We start from the raw sequence: 18,883 nt of genomic DNA on the forward strand, positions 1-18,883 counted from the left end.
CGTTCACCTGTGTGATCTGACGTTGGAAGTCAATCGACCAGCATAGACGCTCAACCGTTCAACCGAGCACAGGCGTACAAGCCCTTCGTCCGGTTTAACGCAATAGTGAGCTAGCATTCTCTTTCCACCCTCCCAGGAGTTTTCCATGAGCACATTCGTTGCCAAAGACGGTACCCAGATCTACTTCAAGGACTGGGGCAGCGGTAAACCCGTGTTGTTCAGCCATGGCTGGCCGCTGGATGCCGATATGTGGGAATACCAGATGGAATACCTGAGCAGCCGCGGCTTTCGCACCATCGCGTTCGACCGCCGTGGTTTCGGCCGGTCGGATCAGCCGTGGACTGGCAACGACTACGACACCTTCGCCGACGATATCGCCCAACTGATCGAGCACCTGGACCTCAATGACGTGACCCTGGTGGGCTTTTCCATGGGTGGCGGCGACGTCGCGCGCTATATCGCACGCCATGGCAGCGCGCGCGTGGCCGGCCTGGTGTTGCTGGGCGCGGTGACGCCGATCTTCGGCCAGCAAGCCGATTACCCGCAGGGTGTGCCGCTCGACGTGTTCGCCGGCTTCAAGGCTGAGTTGCTGAAAGACCGCGCGCAATTCATCAGCGATTTCAACACGCCGTTCTATGGTCTCAACAAAGGCCAGGTCGTCTCCGCAGGCGTGCAGACCCAGACGTTGCAGATTGCCCTACAGGCGTCCCTCAAGGCGACGGTGGACTGCGTCACCGCATTCTCCGAAACCGACTTCCGCCCGGACATGGCCAAGATTGACGTGCCGACCCTGGTGATCCACGGCGATGGCGACCAGATCGTGCCGTTCGAAACCACCGGTAAAGTCGCGGCGCAGATGATCAAAGGTGCCGAACTGAAGGTTTACAAGGATGCGCCGCACGGGTTTGCCGCCACCCATACCCAGCAGTTGAACGAAGACTTGCTGGCGTTTCTGAACCGCTGAAACGTGCTCCCCCTACTGGCGCGTATGCGCTGGTAGGGCAGGGTTCCGATTGAATCAACAGCCAGGTAAGGTGGTCCCACTTCATACGCTCACCGCCACAGGACCCGCAAAATGCCCCTGCCTACCGAAATGACCTTGATTGAAATCACCACCCCTGGCGGCCCCGAGGTGCTCAAGCCGCGCCAAGTGCCGTTGCCCTCCCCGGCAGCCGGTGAAATCCTGATCCACGTGCACGCCGCCGGCGTCAACCGCCCGGACGCCTTGCAGCGCGCCGGCAAATATCCGATGAAACCCGGCATGAGCCCGATCCCCGGCCTGGAAGTGGCCGGTGAAGTGGTGGCCCTGGGCGATGGCGTGACCGAGTACGCCGTCGGTGACAAGGTGTGCGCCCTGACCAACGGTGGTGGTTACGCCCAATACTGCGCAGTGCCCGCCAGCCAAGCGTTGCCGGTTCCCGAAGGCATGGACTGGATTCAAGCGGCGGCCATCCCGGAAACCTTCTTTACCGTGTGGGCCAACCTGTTCGGCATCGGCGGCGCCCACAAGGGCCAGCGTGTGCTGATCCACGGCGGCACCAGTGGTATCGGCACCACCGCGCTGATGCTGTGCCGCGAGTTCGGCATCCAGGCGTTTGCCACTGCCGGCAGCGAAGAAAAATGTGCAGCCATTCGTGCCCTGGGCGCGGAAGCAATCAACTATCGCGAACAGGATTTCGCCCAGGTGATCGGTGATCAAGGCGTGAATGTGATCCTCGACATCATGGGTGCCTCCTACCTCAACAACAACCTCAAGGCGCTGGCGATGGACGGCCGCCTGGTGATGCTGGGGTTCCTCGGCGGTGCCAAGGCCAATGAGGTGGACTTGCTGACCATTCTAGGCAAACGCGCAATCGTCACCGGTTCGCTGCTGCGCGCACGGACCAAGGCAGAGAAAGCCGCGATTGCCGATCAACTGCGCGAGCACGTATGGCCGGTGCTGTCAGCCGGACGCTGCCTGACGATGATCGACCAGGTGTTCGATTACACCCAGGCCGATCAGGCGCATGCGCGGATGGAAGGTGGGGATCATATTGGCAAGATTGTGTTGCGGGTTGCCTGATTATCCGGCGTAAACCGGGTAATCGATATAGCCCTCTGCACCACCGCCGTACATGCCCTCCACCCGCAGCGGATTCAACGGCCACGCGTTGAACAGCCGCTGCGGCAGATCCGGATTGGCGATGAACGGCCGCCCGAACGCGATCAAGTCCGCCAGCCCGGCCTCTACCCACCGCGCACCGCGTTCAGCGGTGTAGCGGCCGGCGTAGATGATCCGCCCGCTGAACGTCTCGCGCACGGCACGGCGAAACGACTCAGGCAGGTCGGGTGCGTTGTCCCAGTCGGCTTCGGCGATGGAGACGTAGGCGATGCCCGACGCTTCGAGCACCTTGATGGCTTCGATGTAGGTGTGGTGCGGGTCGTCTTCCACCAGGCCGATGTACACACGGTCCTGATCGGTGCCGCTGAACAACGGCGAGAAGCGCACGCCCAGGCGTTCCGGCCCGACCACCGCGCTCACTGCTTCGACGATCTCGCGCAGAAAACGCAGGCGGTTTTCCAACGAACCACCGTATTCATCGTCACGTTGATTGGCATGGGCCGAGATGAACTGGTTCACCAGGTAGCCATTGGCCGAATGGATTTCCACCCCATCAAACCCCGCATCCAGCGCATTGCGTGCCGCCTGGGCATACTGCCCAACCAAGTCCTTGACCTCTTGCGTAGCCAACGCACGTGGCACCGGCGGCTGTTTCAACTCACCCTCGCCCGGCGCGGTTTCGATAAAGGCCTTGGCTTGCAGGGCCTGCAGGGCCGACGGTGCAACCGGCGCCACCCCTTCAGGCTGCAAAGCGTTATGGGACACCCGGCCCACATGCCACAACTGGGCAAAGATCACCCCACCCTCGGCATGCACTGCGTCGGTGACCTTGCGCCAGCCATCGATCTGCGCGGGGGTGTAGATGCCCGGTGTCCAGGCATAGCCTTGGCCACGCGGCTCGATCTGAGTGCCTTCGCTGACCATGAAACCGGCACTGGCCCGCTGGCGGTAATACTCGGCCATCAAGTCGGTGGCGATATCACCCGGTTGGGCGCTGCGCTGGCGTGTCAACGGCGGCAAGACAATACGGTTGCGCAGCGTATGGTGACCCAACTTTACTGGGGTACTTAAAACATTGTCAGTCATTTAAGGATTTCCAAATTCTGGACGTGCTAAAGCATTGGCGACTTATAAAAGTCGCCAATGAATTCAGCGGTCTAATTAATTAAGCAGTCAGTTTCAGCAGGGCTTTAGCGACATCACTGGAACTGCCAGGATTTTGCCCGGTAACCAACAAGCCATCGGTAATGACAAAGGACTGCCAGTCAGCGCCTTTTTCATAAAGGCCGCCCAACTTCTTGAACTCATCTTCCACCAGAAACGGCACCACATCAGTCAACTCCACCGCCGCCTCTTCCGAGTTGGAGAACCCGGTGACGCGACGGCCCTTGACCAGCGGCTCACCATTGACCGCCTTGACGTGACGCAGCGCGCCCGGTGCGTGGCAGACAAAACCGATCGGCTTGCCAGCACGTTCGAAGGACTCGATCAGGGCGATCGACACCGGCGATTCGGCCAGGTCCCACAGTGGGCCGTGGCCGCCGGGGTAGAACACGGTGTCGAAATCGTCGGCGTTGACCGAGTCCAGTTTCACCGTGGAGGCCAGGGCTTGCTGGGCAGCCGGGTCGGCAGCGAAACGGTGCGTCTGTTCGGTCTGGAAGTCCGGCAGATCACTCACCGGGTCCAATGGCGGCTGGCCGCCGGCCGGTGAAGCCAGCACGATCTCGGCGCTTGCGTCCTTGAACGCGTAATAGGGTGCAGCAAACTCTTCGAGCCAGAAGCCGGTCTTGCGCCCGGTATCGCCAAGCTGGTCGTGAGAGGTCAGTACCATTAATACTTTCATTTTCCAGTGCCTCGATAGGTGTGAATGTCAGTTTCTTGCGGCTGACCCAACAACTGCCGGGTCAACCACAACGCCTCATCAAAAGGCGCCGTAGTACGGGTGATCTTGCTCATGACGCTGGTCCCCAACCACAACGCATACAGGCGCTGGGCCAGGCTGTCCGGGTGTTGCGTAATCGCTACCGAGCCGTCTTCGACGCCCTGCTGCAAGGCCTCGGCCAGCAAACCGATGGTGCGTGCAGTGCCACGTTGCAGGGCCAGGCGCATCGGCTCTGAAAGGTCTGACACCTCCGCACCGAGTTTGACGGCAAGGCATTTGCCTGCGTCGGTGCAGCCGGTCTGGTTATCAATCCAGCACTGCCAATAACGCATCAACTTGGTGTGCTGGGTTAAACCCGGCTGCTCGAACAGTTGCTGCATGCCGTGCACGTAGTTGTCAAAGTAGTGGTCGAGCAATACAACGCCAAACGCATCTTTGGAGGTGAAGTAGTGATAAAACGAACCTTTGGGTACTTCGGCGGTTTGCAGTATTTCGTTCAGGCCCACCGCAGAAAAACCTTTGCGGCCAACAATCAATTGCGCCGTGTCAAGAATGCTCTGGCGTACTGTTTTAGTTTCGCTGCTCATCGGATTAGACCAGTCGTCTAGTGCGTTGAGGGAATGTTAGGAGCCTGGGCAAACCCGCACAATGTCAGATCCGCAAGGATTTCGGACATGCGCCAAAGTCGGTTGCCGTTTTCCCGGCAGCCGCCGACAATCCCTGCTCCCCCCACCCGGAGACATACGATGCACAGCGTTGCGCTGATGGTTTACCCGAACTTCCAGTCCTTGAGTCTCAGCCTGGGCTCGGTGTTCGAGTGCGCGAACCTGTTGCGTGGTGAGCCGGCCTATGAGTTTCACCTGGTGTCGGAAAGCGGCGGCGCGGTGATGACGTCCCAGGGCTTTTCGGTGAACACCACGCCGATCCGGCCGGAGGGCTACGACACGCTGATCGTCAGCGGTTATCTGGAATTCCGCCTGCCGGAGGCCAACCTGCTGGAACTGGTCAAGGCCGCCTCCGCCCAGTCGCGACGCGTCGCCTCGTTGTGCATGGGCATCTTCGTGCTGGCCGAAGCGGGCTTGCTGGAAGGTAAGCGCACCACCACCCACTGGATTCACGCGCCGGCCTTTCGCAAGCGCTATCCGCACATTCATTTGGAAGAAGACAAGCTGTTTGTGGTGGACGGCCAGGTGTGGACCGGCGCCGGCATGAGTGCCGGGGTGGATCTGGCATTGGCCATGGTGGAGAACGACCTGGGCAGCGACCTCGCCCGGCGCATTGCGCGCAAACTGGTGATCGCCCAACGCCGGGGCAGTGAACAATCGCAGTTGTCGGCGCTGTTGGAGCTGGACCCCAAGTCGGACCGCGTGCAACTGGCCCTGGCCTATGCCCGCGAGAACCTGACCCACGACTTGTCGGTAGATGCGCTGGCCGATGTTGCCCGTCTCAGCCCGCGCCAGTTCAGTCGGGTATTCCGCGAAGAGACCGGGCAAACGCCGGCCAAGGCCATCGAGTCGCTACGGGTAGAGGCGGCGCGGGCGATGATGGAAACCAGTCGCCACCCGGTCGAGGTGGTCGCCCGCGAAACCGGGTTTGGTGATCGCGAGCGCATGCGCCAGGCATTTTTAAGGGCGTTCGGGCAGCCGCCGCAGGTGATGCAGCAGGCGTTTAATGCAGTGCCGCCCGCGTAATCAGGTAACTCACCAGCTGCGGGTCATCCTCCAGCTCAATCGTCTGCACCGGACGCGGCAGGTTATCCAGCACCGTGCGCCAGAACGCTTGAGACACTTCATCCTGATCATAGAAGCGCACCAACCAATCAGCCTCGCCACTGCACAGCACCTGGCTGGCGATGGCGCGGCCGATGCCTTTGCGGCGGTAACGCTTGAGGACGAACAAGTCGGCCAACTCCAGGGCATCGATGCCCGGCAGTTCGCTGCCTTCGATCAACAGGAAACCTGCGATATAGCCATCCACTAACAGCAGGTTGGCGCTCCATTGCGGGTCCTGCCAGTAACGGACCAGGTGCTCGTCATGAGTGTAGAAACGGCCATCGGCCTCCACATCTTCCTGTTCCCAGTCAGAGGATTCATAGGCGTAGTACTGGTAAAGATTGCGGATCAGCTCGGCGTGCTCCGGGCCGGTCTGGATCAATTCGACGGTGACTTCGGGCATGAGACTCTCGGTGAAAAAACACAGGGCGCCATTGTTCACAAAACCTGGGGGCAGGCCAAGAGAGCGGCCAACCTTTCTACTTGCTGAACCGATTGCAAATAGGTGTTGCCTCGGCCTAAACCTTGAAACATTTCGAATAAACTCCGCGAAATTGCCGCTCTCTTTCAAGGACACGTATTTTGACAAACGTCTGTACCGCCGGCCTGGACGTGGGTTTTGCCTCCCTGGATTACCTGCAGATCTTCATCCTGGGCGTGATCCAGGGCATTACCGAGCTGCTGCCGGTGTCATCCACCGCCCATATGCGAGTGGTCCCCGCCCTGCTCGGCTGGCAGGACCCCGGCTCAGCATTCTCGGCGGCCATGCAGTTGGCGGCGCTGGCGGCAGTGGTCAGTTACTTCTGGCGGGATGTGCGCCAGGTAACCACCGGCAGCATCAGTGCGGTACGCCGGGGTGACTACAACGATCGCTGGTTCAAGTTGGCGGTGGCAATTGTGCTGGCGACTATCCCCATCGGCATTGCCGGCCTGGCGCTGTCTTCGACCCTGAACGCCTGCAACTCACCGTTGCGCGGGTTGATGGTGATCGGTATTTCCTGCGTGGTCATGGCCGTGCTGCTGGCGGTGGCCGAAGTGCGCGCACGCCACACCCGCGAAGTGAGCGAGATGCGCTTGCGGGATGCGTTGATCGTGGGCATTGCGCAGATCGGTGCGCTGATTCCGGGTGTCTCGCGGTCCGGCTCTACGCTGACCGCCGCGCTGTTCCTCAACTTCAAACGTGAGGAAGCCGCGCGGTTCTCCTTCCTGCTCGGCTTGCCCGCCATCGCCCTCGCCGGCCTGAAGGAACTGTGGGTGCTGCTGCACGCCGACATGCCGGCCCATGCCTGGCCGCATTTGCTGTTCGGCCTGGTGGTCGCGAGCCTCTCGGCGTTTTTTGCGATCTGGGGCCTGATGAAGTTCCTGGAACGGTTCTCCACCTGGCCGTTCGTGATCTATCGCGCGTTGCTGGGGATCTTCCTGATTGTGGCGGTCAGTACCGGGCTGTTGAGCTGACCTCACACACCTACTTCAATCTGTTAAGGTTCAGCGATCACAAAGTTGCGATCACTGAACATGTCTTTTGTAACACGCGTCCAGCACCAGCAAGTATCACGCCCCAATCAACGAAGTTTTGCCCCTGATCGATGGAGCGCGGAGTTCGATCCAAGCACTGCTGACGCCGCCGACAGGAGCCTGCATCAGGCAGGCCTCTGGTTTTATCGAGCGTTCGGCGAGCTGCGCGGGCAACTCAGCTTTGCCGCCGACAAACACATCAGCCAGAAGCAAAAACTCCTGACATTCGTCACGCGCGCTAACCTGAATGCGATGATGTATGACGATGCCACGAGAGACACTTGTGAAACCATCTCAGAGTTTGACCCGATCGAGGTCACCCGACATCAGATAGTCCCCAAGCTTTATGACCATAATGGTGCTCAGCACTCGATCGATGAGGTAGCCCAAGCGGACATCGATGGTCTGCAACTACCGCTCCAGATGGTGCTCTCAGAAAAAGCCGACACCGCAGCATTAGACATCCCCACCACCCCTTTCAACCTCAAGCGCGTTGAACGTGATTATCAGCTTGGCGCCTTTTACGGTGTTCTTGAGCAATACTGGGAAGACTGTCTTTGGAACGACTACCGGTTCGAACTTGATGACAGGCTATTGCTCACGCCGGGAAACCCGATGTTCGCGGCCTGGAAAGTCATCGGTCAATTTCGCCGTAATATTCTGGTTCACTCGAATACCACCGCTCGGCTTCTAGACTTTCACAAGCACCACAAGCACAAAACGCACGACGAACTGGGGCTCCCACGGCCTATCCGCGCAATAACTATGCGCCAGGGCCTTACTTGCTACTCACTCGCCGATGACGCTGAGGTCGAGCGTTCGACCGCCGCCACGTACTTGATCATTCATGAAGCCATGGAGCCCTATTACAGTGGGTACTCCACTTACCAGTCACCTCGGCTGGGTGGTGCCACCATTCATGAGGTCGTCAGATGCTGGGCCGTGCTGTCTAGCCTGGCGAAATGCCTCAAAGATAGCCCCTCAGCAGCGCCGCCGACACTGGACGGTGATTCACTACTGGTGCATGTCGCTGCACCGCGCGTGGATAAAAAAGCCCTGCTCAACGCAGTTTCCGAGTCTCTTGAAATCGATATGCAGCGCAGCCAGGCACTGATCGACTTCCTGACCTTTGACGCTACCGACAAGTCAGATAACGGAAAAAATGAGCTGTGGAGTCAACCTCTGATCCCCTACAGCGATGATCAACTGCTCATTCTGTTCACGCCACTGCTGTGGGGCACGACTCAACGCAACGTCAATATCTGGCTGCGCCAAATGGGCGCCGACCTGGCTGTGCGTGGCAACTCCTTTGAAACTCATGTGCGCCATACCTTGGAGCATTGCGCTCAGCTCTCTCGTATGAAGACCCACGTTCGCGTCATGAAACATGCCTTCACCTTCAACCTCCCAGGAACTGCCGAGCCTCGATACGAAGACATCGACCTGCTCTTGCTGATGGGAAATACCTTAATCGTCGGCGAGGTCAAATGCTTCCTGCAGCCTGCAGACTCGTTGGGCACCTTCAGCCACAGGAAGAAGGTCATTGGGGCCTGTGACCAGTTGGCACGCAAGATCGACCACATCCGACGCCATGAAAAATCATTCAGGAAACAATGCCTGAAAGCCAATTTCCGCCTGCCTGAAAGACTCTCAATCCAACCTGTCGTCGTGCTAAATGGTCCTGCCCATTGCGGGCTTCCCTATAACGAGATTCCGATTGTCGATACCGCCATCCTGTCCAAATTCCTCACGGGTGTTATCCGCCAGAACATCATCGAGACGGCCGAAGCAGGCGTGATTTCTGAAGAGCGGATTATTCTCTTCACTGACCTGGCCAGCGCTGAGTCGAACCTCGCCGCCTACCTCAAAGACCCGCCACAACTGGCTTATATAAAGAATGGGCTCACTGAGCAAGACTCCAGTCGCGCCCATATTGCGCAGAACATAGAAGCTATTTGCTACCGCCATTTCGAGGTGGTCTTATAGTCCGTTCTTTCGGTCGGCCAATTCCTCCATCAGGTCGGCCGAGGGCACGAAAAACAGGCCGCCGGTGACCGCCGTGCTGAAGTCCAGCAGGCGGTCATAGTTGCCGACCGGACGGCCGACGAACATGTTTTTCAGCATCAACTCCAGAGGCTCCGGCGAACGCGCATAGCCGATAAAGTAGGTGCCGAACTCACCGGCACCGGGGCGACCGAAAGGCATGTTGTCGCGCAGGATCTTCACTTCATCGCCGTTCTTGTCGGTGATGACTGTCAATGCACTGTGGGAATTGCTCGGTTTGGTCTCTTCGTCCAGTTCAATATCCGACAGCTTGGTCCGCCCGATCACCTTCTCCTGGGCCTCCACCGTGAGGCCGTTCCAGGCCGTCATGTTGTGCAGGTACTTCTGCACCAGCACGTAGCTGCCGCCGCGGAATTCTCGATCTTCATCACCGACGATGGTGAACCCTTCGGCCTTGCGCCCCACCGGGTTCTCGGTGCCATCGACAAAGCCGATGATGCTGCGCATGTCGAAATAGCGGAAACCCTGGACCTCATCCACCACCTTGACGCTGTCGCCCAGGGTGGCCATCACGTGGGTGGCCAGCTCGAAGCACAGGTCCATCTGTTCGGCGCGGATATGCAGCAGCAGATCCCCCGGTGTCGATACGGCTTTGCGCCCTTCTGCGCCGAATTCGCGAAACGGATGCAGCGCCGCCGGGCGCGGCGCACCGAACAGCCGGTCCCACGCGTCGGAGCCAAACCCGCAGACGCAGGTCAGGTTGCCCGCCGGCACGCGCTTGCCCACCGAACGCACCAGCCCGGCGATGTCAGCACACCAGCCCCGCACCGTGTCTTCACTGCCGGGGGCGACGGTGGCGACCATGAAAATCGCGCTGCTGGTGATGGGATGGCAGACGGACTGCGGCTCAAGAGGCGGCTGAACGGAGGATGGCGTCATGGTGAAGGTCCAGGCTAAAGGGCGAGATTGAACCCGCGCAGATTAGCAGATCATGCCTGACAGCTCTCCCACACCTCGCGAATCAACGCCTGCATTTTCAGCGCTTCGGCCCAGCGATTACTGATCTCACGCCCGTCCGCGCCGGTGATCGCATAGGGCGGCGGGCCCAGTTCGCAGGTGAAGGACAGGCTCTGCGGCGTGTCGGGCCGGGCCAGCCAGTCCTCAATCCCGTAGCGCCACCACTGGGTAAAACGCTGTACCCAGGCCTGGTGTTGGGGAAAGTCCAGGGAGACTTGCACCTGCTCGCTGCTGGCGACACGACCGTGAAACCCCCAGCTGTGGCGCAAAATCGTGCGGATATGTTTGTCGTCTTCCGGCGCGCCCGGTTCGGGCAGTTCACGCCCGACCACGTAGTGGGACAGGTCGGCCAGCAGCTTCAAGTCCGGCATTTGCGCCAGCAGGTCTAGGGTGAACAGCAGGTCGTTGGTGAGGCGATAACGGTGGGTTTCCAGCAACACCGGAAAGTCCACTTGCTCGGCCAGGCGTTGCCAGCCTTCGACCAACCGGGCCGCCTCGGCTTGAGTGCGCGGGCGTACGTCGGCTTGCAGGGTGAGGTGGTGGCAGCCGTAGCGACTGATCACATCCAGTGCGGCGGCCAGGTCATCCACCGTTTGCGGAAACAACTGGCCCTCGATCTGCAAGCCTCTTGAGCTAGCCGCCGCGTGCAAACGGGCAACATCGGCAGGCTGCCAGTAATGGTCGGTAATGCCGTCAAAACCGGCGGCCTGGATGCGGTCGAGTTGGGTGTCGAGACAGCCGGGTTCGGTCTGCATCGCCCAAAGGGATTGGAACACCAGGAATTGGCGCATATCAGCCTCGCAGCAGGAGTTTGAGAGACAGCTCGGGGTTGGCCAGGCTGGCGGTATCGAGCGCAATCCGCGCGCTGATCAGGCGCTCGCAGAGCTTGATGTCCTTGGCCACGCTGTTGCCCGGCGCCCAACCACAGGCGCCTCGCAAGTGCTGATCGGCGTCGAGGTAGAACAGCAACAGGCCGCCGCTCGGTAATGGGCGGTTGACCACTGTCGGTGTGATCACGCCGACAGTCTGCAAGCCCCAGTCGTACTGATCGGACCAGAAACCGGGCAGCGCCTCGAACGGCACTTCGCGCCCCAGCAGATTCAGCGCGGCATGCCGGCCCTGGGCTTCGGCGTTGCGCCAGGTTTCCTGGCGCTGATAGAGACCGTCAAGGCGGAACTCACACACATCACCGGCGGCATAGATGTTCGGCGCGCTGGTGCGCAGGCACGCATCAACACGAACGCCCTGCCCCACCTCCAGCCCTGCTGCTGCCGCCAGTTCGAGATTGGGTTGCATGCCGATGCCGACCACAATCAAGTCGCAGGGCAAGCGGTGCCCATCCACCAACAGCACGGCGTCGGCCTGGATGGATTCCAGCGCCACATTCAAACGCACCTGCACACCGTGCTCGCGATGCAGATCCAGCAGCGCCTGGGAGATCACCGGCGGCAGCACACGCCCCGCCAGGCGCGGCCCGGCTTCCAGCACCGTCACTTCACAGCCCAGGCCACGTGCGGTCGCCGCGACTTCCAGGCCGATAAAACCACCACCCACCACCACCAGCCGCGTGCCGGGGCGTAAAGCGCTGCGCAACGCCAACGCCTCATCGTGAGTGCGCAGGTAAAGCACATTGGCCTGCGCCTGGGGCAAACGTCGCGCCCGGCCGCCCGTGGCCAACAGCAGACCGGCGTAGGGCAACCATTGGCCATCGGCGAGTTGCAGGCGATGCTGCTGCGGTTCCAGATGAGTCACCGGGTTACCGGCGATGTGCTCTATGCCCAGTTCGGCCAGTCGCGCACTGTCGCACAAGCTGTAGCCGGCCAGGTCCGTCGTGCCCTGCAACAGGCCTTTGGACAACGGCGGCCGCTCATAGGGCAAGTGCAGTTCATCGCCTATCAGCATCAAGCGCCCGGTATAACCTTCTTCGCGCAAGGTCAGCGCCGCCCGGCCACCGGCATGACCGGCCCCGACGATAATCAATGGAGCGTTCATCATCAGGCCGTGACCGCGAGCAACACCCGCCCCGCTTCGACCCGCACCGGGTAGGTCTTGAGGTTGACGCACACCGGTGCGCCGAGGGCCTTGCCGGTGCGGTAGTCGAAGCGCCCGTTGTGCTTGGGGCATTCGATCACGTGGTCCATCACCAGGCCGTCGGCCAGGTGGATTTTCTCGTGGGTACACAGGCCGGCGGTGGCGAAGAATTCATTCTCGGCCGAACGGTACAGCGCATAAGTGTGCGGGCCGTGGTCGAAGCGCAGCACGTCTTCTTCGTCGATTTCGCCCACGGCGCAGACGTCGATCCATTGATCGTTCATGGTGTTTTCTCTTGTTCTTGGGTGGGGATCAGCCAGCAGCGGTTTCTGCATGCACCGGCGCATGGGCAGCCGAATGAGTGTTCGGGTGAATCGGGCGCTGGATGAAATAGGTCGGGTCGCTGCGCTGCCGCCAGATCGTCGGCAGGATTTCCTTGTATGCCTCGAACAGGTTGGCGTACGGCGGTGGGCAGTCGCTGCGGATCTCTTCGTGCAGTTGCGCGAGGGCGTGGTACGGCACCATCGGGTACATGTGGTGTTCGAGGTGGTAGTTCATGTCCATGTAGATAAAGCGCAGCACGCGGTTCATGTAGATGGTGCGGCAGTTGCTGCGGTGGTCCAGCACGTCTTCGGCCAGGCCCACATGTTGGGTGAGGCCGAAGACGTAGCCGAGCCAGGCGCCGTAGAGGCTCGGCAGGCCAACCAGCATCAGCGGCAACCAGCTGTGCAGGTATAACGCGGTGCCAATCACCACCGCATAAATACCCACCCAGATCCGCGCCGCACGAAACACCTTGGGCCATTCGGATTCGGGGATGAAGTCGGCTTCCTGGGCACTCATCTTGCCGATGGCATGCCGCGCCACACCGCTGAAGGTTTTCCAAGCCAGGGGCAGGTTGAACAGGCTCAGGAACATCATCAACAGGCTCGGCGGACGCGGCTCGACGATCTCCGGGTCGCGGCCGACCACGATGGTGTCGGTGTGGTGACGGGCATGGCTCCAGCGCCATACGTGGGGTTCGAAGATGCACATGAAACTCGCGACCTGATACAGCCCGTCGTTCATCCACCGGGTCTTGAACGCCGTGCCATGGCCGGTTTCGTGCCAACGTGGGTTGGACGCAGTGCCATAGAGCACGCCGTAGGCGAGGAAGAACGGCACACAGGCCCAGGTACCCCAGAACCAATAGCCGCCGAAACCGGTGGCCAACAGCGCGATCAGCCAGATGGCGGTGTCGAGCAAAGCCGGGCCGTCGCGGCGCTGCATCAGTTCTTTCATGCGTTTGCGCGAGATGGGCGACTGGTACCAACTGGCCGAGACCAGGCCCTTTTCAGCCGCGCGGGCGGCTTCGGGGCCGGTGAGGCTGTAGTCGCGCCGGGCGGTGTGATCGGTGTGTTCAGGCATTGTTATTGTTCTCCGCAAGCGGGTGGTTTCAGGTGCTGTGTGAAACCCACGATAGAGAACGCCTAAATCACCCTCAAGGCCTTGAATCCATTCCCTATCAAGCTATCATCCAGGCCCAGCGGGGCTTGATAGTTTTCTATCAAGACGCTCAAGGGGGCTGTCATGAACAACAATAAACGCCCGACCATCGCCACCGTTGCCGCGCAGGCGGGGCTGAGTGTGGCCACCGTCGACCGTGTGTTGAATGCACGTGCGCCGGTCAATCCCGAGACCGCCGAGCAGGTGTTCCAGGCGGCCGAAGCCGTGGGCTATTTTGCGGCGCGGTTGATCGGCCAGCGCATTCGCGAACGCCGGCCGACCTATCGTTTCGGCATCCTGTTGCTGGCGACCGCCCAGGCGTTCTATGCCAGCCTGGCGCAAGCCATCAGCGCCGCCGCCGAGCAGCATGCCGGCGCCAACCTGACGTGCCAGTTCGAGTACATCGTCGATCGCACGCCCGCCGCCATCGTCGCCCAGATCGAACAACTGGCCGTGCAATGCGACGGCCTCGCGGTGGTCAGCTTTGCCCATCCGCTGATCAACGCCTGCCTCAAGCAGATCCGCGAAGCCGGTGTGCCCGTGGTGGCCCTGCTCTCGGATATCCACGAACAGGCCGTAGAACCCTACGTCGGCCAGGACAACCACGTGGTCGGCCGCACCATGGGCTGGCTGCTCGCCCGCACCTGCGGCGCCCGCAAAGGCAGCGTGGGCATCCTGCTCGGCGGCCACCGTTTCCTCGGCCACCAGGCACGGGTCGAAGGCCTGCACAGCTACCTGGCCGAACACGCGCCGGGGCTCAAGCCGTTGGAGCCGCTGATCAACCTGGACAACTGCGACATCACCGAAGAAGCCACCCTCGACCTGATCAGCCGCCACAGCGACCTGCGCGGATTATGCGTGGTGGGCGGCGGCGGCGACGGCATCATCAGCGCCCTGGCGCAGTTGCCCAAGCGGCCGGCGTTGTGCTGCATCCTGCAGGAGTCGACCGAGCTGTCGCGCCAGGCGTTGGGCCAGGGGTTGATTGATGTGGTGATGGATTCGCAGCCGGGGCAGACAGCGACGGCGTTGGTGCGGTTGATGGTGGAGTTGCAGAGTGCAGAGGGGTTCGATCCGGTGCGGCAGCGGGTGTATGTACCGCCGCAGATTGTGACATCGGAGAACATGGGTAACTGAAACACCGCTCCTACAAAGGCTTGCGAAAATCCGCAGCACTCAAGCCAAACCGACTCATCTTGTTGTACAGCCCGCCCCGCGACACGTTGAGTTGCTGCGCGGCCAGGCGGATGTTGCCGCCGGTGCTGTTGAGCGCGGCGACGATGGCGTGCATTTCGTGGCTGCTCAAGTCCTGGGCAGGCGGCGCTTCGTGGGCCCGCAGCGGGATGCGTTGGCGGCTTTCCAACGGCAGATCCACCGTTTCGATCAGTGCTCCCATCGCCAGGTTGGTCGCCCGTTCGATGCTGTTTTCCAACTCGCGCACATTGCCCGGCCAGCCATAGGCAGTGAGCAGCGCCAGGGCGTCTGGCGAAAATCCCTGCACCGATTTACGCAGTGAACGAGCGCACCGGACCAGAAAATGCCGCGCCAGCAGCGCAATATCTTCGCGGCGCATGCGCAGCGGTGGCACGGTCAGGTTCAGCACGTTGAGTCGGTAGTAGAGGTCTTCGCGAAACGCGCCTTGCGCGACCGCCTGGCTGAGGTTGCGGTGGGTGGCGGCGATGATGCGCACGTTCACTTGCCGCGAGTTTTTCGCACCCACACGGGTGATTTCGCCTTCCTGTAATACGCGTAGCAGGCTGACCTGGGCATCGAAGGACATGTCGCCAATCTCATCGAGAAAGATGGTGCCGCCATCCGCCAGTTCGAACTTGCCCGCCGAGCCGCCACGGGTGGCGCCGGTGAACGCGCCTTCGACGTGGCCGAACAGCTCGCTTTGCACCAGGTCCCGTGGAATCGCACCGCAGTTGACCGCCACAAATGGGCCGTTGCAGCGCTCGCTGCCATTGTGGATGGCCTGGGCGAACAGCTCCTTGCCGGTGCCACTTTCACCGAGGATCAGGGTGGTGGAATCACTGCGACTGGCGATGCGTCCCAAGTGCAGCGCGTCCTGGATCGCCCGCGAGCTGCCCTGGATGGTGTCGAAGGTGTAGCTGGCCTGGGTGCCGATGAGGCGCCGGGTGATTTCGCGGATGCGGCGGTTCTCGCGCAGTGACACGATCACCCCGCCCTGCTCCAGCGGGCACACCGAGACCAGGCAGGCGAGTTGACTGCGGTTGTGCAGGTGGAAGGTGCAGTCGAGGTCGCGCACGGGCTCGCCAAGGACGTTACTCAGTTCGCTACGGCCCAGTTGCTGGAAAGGCCGCCCGATCAACTCCAGCCCAACGCCAAACAGCTGCCGGGCATAGCGGTTGAGCGCCTTGATGCAACCGCGTTCGTCCAGCACCACCAGGCCTTCGTTAAGCACTTCCAGGACGGCCTGCTGTTCTTCCAGCAGCCCTTGCAGGGCCATCTGCCGCGATACCGCGTCGGCTGCGGCCTGCACCGTGCCGAGGGTATGGAAGTGAAACCAGCCGGGCTCGGCAGTCAGCGTCAGCATGGCCACGGTCTGGCCCTGGGCATTCTTGATCGGCGCGGCGGCGCAATGCATGCGGCGCTGGCGCAGGCCGACGCCGAAGTTTTCCTCGGCCAACACGTACACCAGGCGATCCTCGGCCAGCGCCAGGCCGGTGCAGTTGGTGCCTTGCACCGATTCCAGCAGGCGACTGCCCACGGGGGTGATGTCCAGCCCACAGAAATACAGGGTGGTGCCGTCGGCATCGGTAAGGTTGATATGACCGCGCGGGTTGTAGGCCAGCAAACCATGCATGACTTGCGCGGCGGCCTCGATCAGCACCCGGTGTGCCGCCTGGGCGGCGGCCAGCATGTCGTCGGCAAGGAAGCGGTACGCATTGTCGGCCGGGTCGATACCGGCCTGGACACTGCGCCGCCACGAATCCCAGATCACTTGGCGCACGTGCGCCGGGCGTTCGACCTGGCCGGCCAGGCAGTCGCGCCAGGCCTGTTCCAGTGCGACGACCGGGCCATCGTTCAGCGCGGCAGGCCCCAGGGCCGTCAGGTAGTCGAGGTCTTGCACGCTGAACGCCAGGCTCATTGGGCGGTATCCATGTTCATGTTTTTGACATGTCAGTATAGGCATGTCATCCAAATGAACACTTTTTGTTTATAGATAATTATTAATCGTTATTTATCAACATCTTATGAAATGGCACAGCCCTTGCTCTGACCCCTTCGCCATCAGGACCGTCCTGAGGCCAATAACAACAAGGGGTTATTTCATGAGTACACAGAACATCCGCTTGGGCTTGATCGGTGCCGGACGCATGGGCAGCTTCCACGGCCTGACCGCCGCGCGACATATCCCCGGCGCCAGCCTGGCAGCGATCGCCGACCCCACACCGGGCCAGGCCGCCCGCCTCGCCGCTGAGCTGGGGGTGAGCAAGGTCTACACCGACCCGCAGCAGTTGCTCGACGACCCGGACATCGACGGCGTACTCATCGCCGCCCCCGCGCGCAGCCACGCCGAGCTGGTGATCAGCGCCGCCCGCGCCGGCAAGGGCATCTTCTGCGAAAAACCCATGGCCATCACCCTCGATGAAGCCGACCGCGCCATCGCCGCTGCGGCCGATGCGCGGGTTCCGCTGCAAGTCGGGTTCAACCGGCGCTTCGCCAAGAGCTTTCGCACCGCGCACCTCGATGTCGCCGCCGGCCGCATCGGCACTCCGCAACTGCTGCGCTCGCTGACCCGCGACCCAGCACTGAACAACCCGGCCAAGTCGCCGCAATGGGTGATCTTCCTGGAAACCCTGATCCACGACTTCGACACCCTGCGCTACCTCAACCCCGGCGCCGAGGCCGTGCAGGTCTACGTGATGGCCGACGCTTTGATCGCCCCGGAATACAAAAGCAAAGGCTTCCTCGACACCGCCGTGGTCGCGATTCGCTTCGACAACGGCGCCATCGCCACCGCCGAGGCCAACTTCCAGGCCGTGTATGGCTACGACGTGCGCGGCGAAGTGTTTGGCAGCGCCGGCATGCTGAGCATGGGCAGCCTCAACGATTGCGACCTGGTGCGCTACCTGGCCCAGGGCATCCAGGCCGACACCCAGCGCCTGGACACCGACCTGTTGCGCGACGCCTACATCGCCGAGCTCAACCACTTCGTCGACTGCCTGCGCAGCGGCGCCAAACCCCTGGCCAGCGGTGAAGACGCGCGCGCGGCATTGGCGATTGCCCGCGCCTGCATCGAGTCGTTCGAAACCGGCAAGGCGGTGGCCGTATGAGCCCCTTCAAGCTGGCTGTCAGCGCGGAGATGGTGTTTCTCGACCTGCCCTTCATCGAACGCGTGAAGCGTATTCATGCGCTGGGCTTCAGTGCCGAAATCTGGAACTGGACAAACAAGGACATCGCCGCCCTGGCGGCTTCCGGCGCCGACTTCACCTCCATGACCGGCTACATCAGCGGCACCCTCACCGACCCCGACGGTATCCGCCAACTGCTCGGCAGCGTCCGTGAATCCTTAGGGGTCGCCGAACGACTGAATTGCCCCAGCCTCAACCTGCACGGCACCGGCCTGGGTGACGGCGGCCTGCCCGTGCAGCCCGTGAGCCAGACCACCGGCCGCATGTGGCTGAGCGCCTGCAAGACCCTGGAAAAAATCGCCCGCTTGGGGGAAGACGCCGGCCGGGTGTTCCTGCTGGAAAACCTCAACACCGAAGTTGACCACCCCGGCACCCCCTTCGCCCGCGCCGACGATACCCTGGCACTGATCGAGGCCGTGGGCAGCCCGCACCTGAAGATGAACCTGGACCTGTACCACGCGCAGATCGGCGAAGGAAACCTGATCGAACTGATCCAGCGCGCCGGCAGCGCCATCGGTGAAATCCAGGTGGCCGACGTGCCGGGACGCAAGGAGCCCGGCACCGGTGAAATCCACTACCCGGCCATCGCCAGAGCCTTGCACGCCATGGGCTACAGCGGCGTGGTCGGCCTGGAAGGCTGGGCCAGCGGCGACAGCGAGTTGGCCTTGGCGCGTTTCCGCCAGGCGTTCACCCTATAACA

General features: G+C 61.6%; 18 protein-coding genes. 8 read left to right on the forward strand and 10 right to left on the reverse strand.

The genetic code is table 11. From position 1 onward, the window contains the following. Positions 1-145 precede the first annotated feature (145 nt). Complete coding sequence (locus ACP7BX_RS22710) at positions 146-964, forward strand: alpha/beta fold hydrolase (RefSeq protein ID WP_426127771.1); 819 nt, start codon at positions 146-148, stop codon at positions 962-964. Positions 965-1,075: 111 nt separating this feature from the next. Beyond that, the gene (locus ACP7BX_RS22715) at positions 1,076-2,062 is read left to right on the forward strand and encodes an NAD(P)H-quinone oxidoreductase (RefSeq protein WP_426127769.1); all 987 of its coding nucleotides are present in this window, start codon (positions 1,076-1,078) and stop codon (positions 2,060-2,062) included. On the opposite strand, the gene ACP7BX_RS22720 is transcribed toward ACP7BX_RS22715, so the two are convergent. The 3 genes from ACP7BX_RS22720 to ACP7BX_RS22730 all read right to left on the reverse strand — a co-directional run bounded on the left by ACP7BX_RS22720 (position 2,063) and on the right by ACP7BX_RS22730 (position 4,570). After that, positions 2,063-3,187, reverse strand: a complete 1,125-nt coding sequence (locus tag ACP7BX_RS22720) for an alkene reductase (protein ID WP_426127767.1) — start codon at positions 3,185-3,187, stop codon at positions 2,063-2,065. 79 nt (positions 3,188-3,266) lie between these two features. Beyond that, entirely contained in the window at positions 3,267-3,944 is a 678-nt protein-coding gene (locus ACP7BX_RS22725; protein WP_314527938.1) for a type 1 glutamine amidotransferase domain-containing protein, read from the reverse strand. Continuing rightward, a complete protein-coding gene (locus ACP7BX_RS22730; protein ID WP_426127765.1) occupies positions 3,941-4,570 on the reverse strand; it encodes a TetR/AcrR family transcriptional regulator in 630 nt (209 codons plus the stop codon). Before ACP7BX_RS22730 ends, ACP7BX_RS22725 begins: the two co-directional genes overlap by 4 nt. Before the next feature lie 159 nt (positions 4,571-4,729). Between ACP7BX_RS22730 and ACP7BX_RS22735 the strand changes: the two genes are divergently transcribed. Further along, positions 4,730-5,674 carry a GlxA family transcriptional regulator gene (locus tag ACP7BX_RS22735; protein WP_033903177.1) on the forward strand — a complete coding sequence of 315 codons (945 nt, stop codon included), beginning with the start codon at positions 4,730-4,732 and terminating at the stop codon, positions 5,672-5,674. Here ACP7BX_RS22735 and ACP7BX_RS22740 read toward each other — a convergent pair. Then, positions 5,652-6,158 (reverse strand): GNAT family N-acetyltransferase, encoded by a 507-nt coding sequence (locus tag ACP7BX_RS22740; RefSeq protein ID WP_038841802.1) that lies wholly within the window; start codon positions 6,156-6,158, stop codon positions 5,652-5,654. The genes ACP7BX_RS22735 and ACP7BX_RS22740 overlap by 23 nt on opposite strands. A 179-nt stretch (positions 6,159-6,337) precedes the next feature. Between ACP7BX_RS22740 and ACP7BX_RS22745 the strand changes: the two genes are divergently transcribed. Together ACP7BX_RS22745 and ACP7BX_RS22750 are read left to right on the forward strand one after the other, a co-directional pair. Next, positions 6,338-7,210 carry an undecaprenyl-diphosphate phosphatase gene (locus ACP7BX_RS22745; protein WP_426127762.1) on the forward strand — a complete coding sequence of 291 codons (873 nt, stop codon included), beginning with the start codon at positions 6,338-6,340 and terminating at the stop codon, positions 7,208-7,210. 60 nt (positions 7,211-7,270) lie between these two features. Next, entirely contained in the window at positions 7,271-9,256 is a 1,986-nt protein-coding gene (locus ACP7BX_RS22750) for a hypothetical protein (protein ID WP_426127760.1), read from the forward strand. Here ACP7BX_RS22750 and ACP7BX_RS22755 read toward each other — a convergent pair. From ACP7BX_RS22755 to ACP7BX_RS22775, 5 genes are read right to left on the reverse strand one after another with little or no spacing between them, the layout of a single operon-like run. After that, the gene (locus ACP7BX_RS22755; RefSeq protein WP_426127758.1) at positions 9,251-10,213 is read right to left on the reverse strand and encodes a Dyp-type peroxidase; all 963 of its coding nucleotides are present in this window, start codon (positions 10,211-10,213) and stop codon (positions 9,251-9,253) included. The two genes, ACP7BX_RS22750 and ACP7BX_RS22755, sit on opposite strands and share 6 nt — an antisense overlap. Positions 10,214-10,263: 50 nt before the next feature. Continuing rightward, complete coding sequence (locus ACP7BX_RS22760) at positions 10,264-11,082, reverse strand: sugar phosphate isomerase/epimerase family protein (protein ID WP_426127756.1); 819 nt, start codon at positions 11,080-11,082, stop codon at positions 10,264-10,266. Position 11,083: 1 nt separating this feature from the next. Further along, on the reverse strand, positions 11,084-12,283 hold the full coding sequence (locus ACP7BX_RS22765; protein WP_426127961.1) for an NAD(P)/FAD-dependent oxidoreductase: 1,200 nt from the start codon (positions 12,281-12,283) through the stop codon (positions 11,084-11,086). A 2-nt stretch (positions 12,284-12,285) separates the two neighbouring features. Beyond that, positions 12,286-12,606 (reverse strand): MocE family 2Fe-2S type ferredoxin, encoded by a 321-nt coding sequence (locus ACP7BX_RS22770; protein ID WP_028619741.1) that lies wholly within the window; start codon positions 12,604-12,606, stop codon positions 12,286-12,288. A gap of 28 nt (positions 12,607-12,634) precedes the next feature. Next, positions 12,635-13,729, reverse strand: coding sequence for a fatty acid desaturase family protein (locus tag ACP7BX_RS22775; RefSeq protein ID WP_426127754.1), 1,095 nt, complete (start codon positions 13,727-13,729; stop codon positions 12,635-12,637). A gap of 162 nt (positions 13,730-13,891) precedes the next feature. Here ACP7BX_RS22775 and ACP7BX_RS22780 point away from each other — a divergent pair, with 162 nt between their 5' ends. Then, the gene (locus ACP7BX_RS22780) at positions 13,892-14,941 is read left to right on the forward strand and encodes a LacI family DNA-binding transcriptional regulator (RefSeq protein ID WP_426127752.1); all 1,050 of its coding nucleotides are present in this window, start codon (positions 13,892-13,894) and stop codon (positions 14,939-14,941) included. 10 nt (positions 14,942-14,951) lie between these two features. Here the strand turns inward: ACP7BX_RS22780 and ACP7BX_RS22785 are convergent, their stop codons facing one another. Then, positions 14,952-16,916, reverse strand: a complete 1,965-nt coding sequence (locus ACP7BX_RS22785; RefSeq protein ID WP_426127750.1) for a sigma-54 interaction domain-containing protein — start codon at positions 16,914-16,916, stop codon at positions 14,952-14,954. 184 nt (positions 16,917-17,100) lie between these two features. Here ACP7BX_RS22785 and ACP7BX_RS22790 point away from each other — a divergent pair, with 184 nt between their 5' ends. Both ACP7BX_RS22790 and ACP7BX_RS22795 read left to right on the forward strand, forming a co-directional pair. Beyond that, complete coding sequence (locus ACP7BX_RS22790) at positions 17,101-18,105, forward strand: Gfo/Idh/MocA family oxidoreductase (protein WP_016980139.1); 1,005 nt, start codon at positions 17,101-17,103, stop codon at positions 18,103-18,105. Continuing rightward, on the forward strand, positions 18,102-18,881 hold the full coding sequence (locus ACP7BX_RS22795) for a TIM barrel protein (protein ID WP_426127747.1): 780 nt from the start codon (positions 18,102-18,104) through the stop codon (positions 18,879-18,881). The genes ACP7BX_RS22790 and ACP7BX_RS22795 overlap by 4 nt, the downstream gene beginning before the upstream one ends. The last annotated feature ends 2 nt before the right edge of the window (positions 18,882-18,883 follow it).

The sequence above is a fragment of the Pseudomonas sp. DWP3-1-3b3 genome (genome assembly GCF_049896305.1).
In the GTDB taxonomy this organism is placed as follows: Bacteria; Pseudomonadota; Gammaproteobacteria; order Pseudomonadales; family Pseudomonadaceae; genus Aquipseudomonas; species Aquipseudomonas azotoformans_A.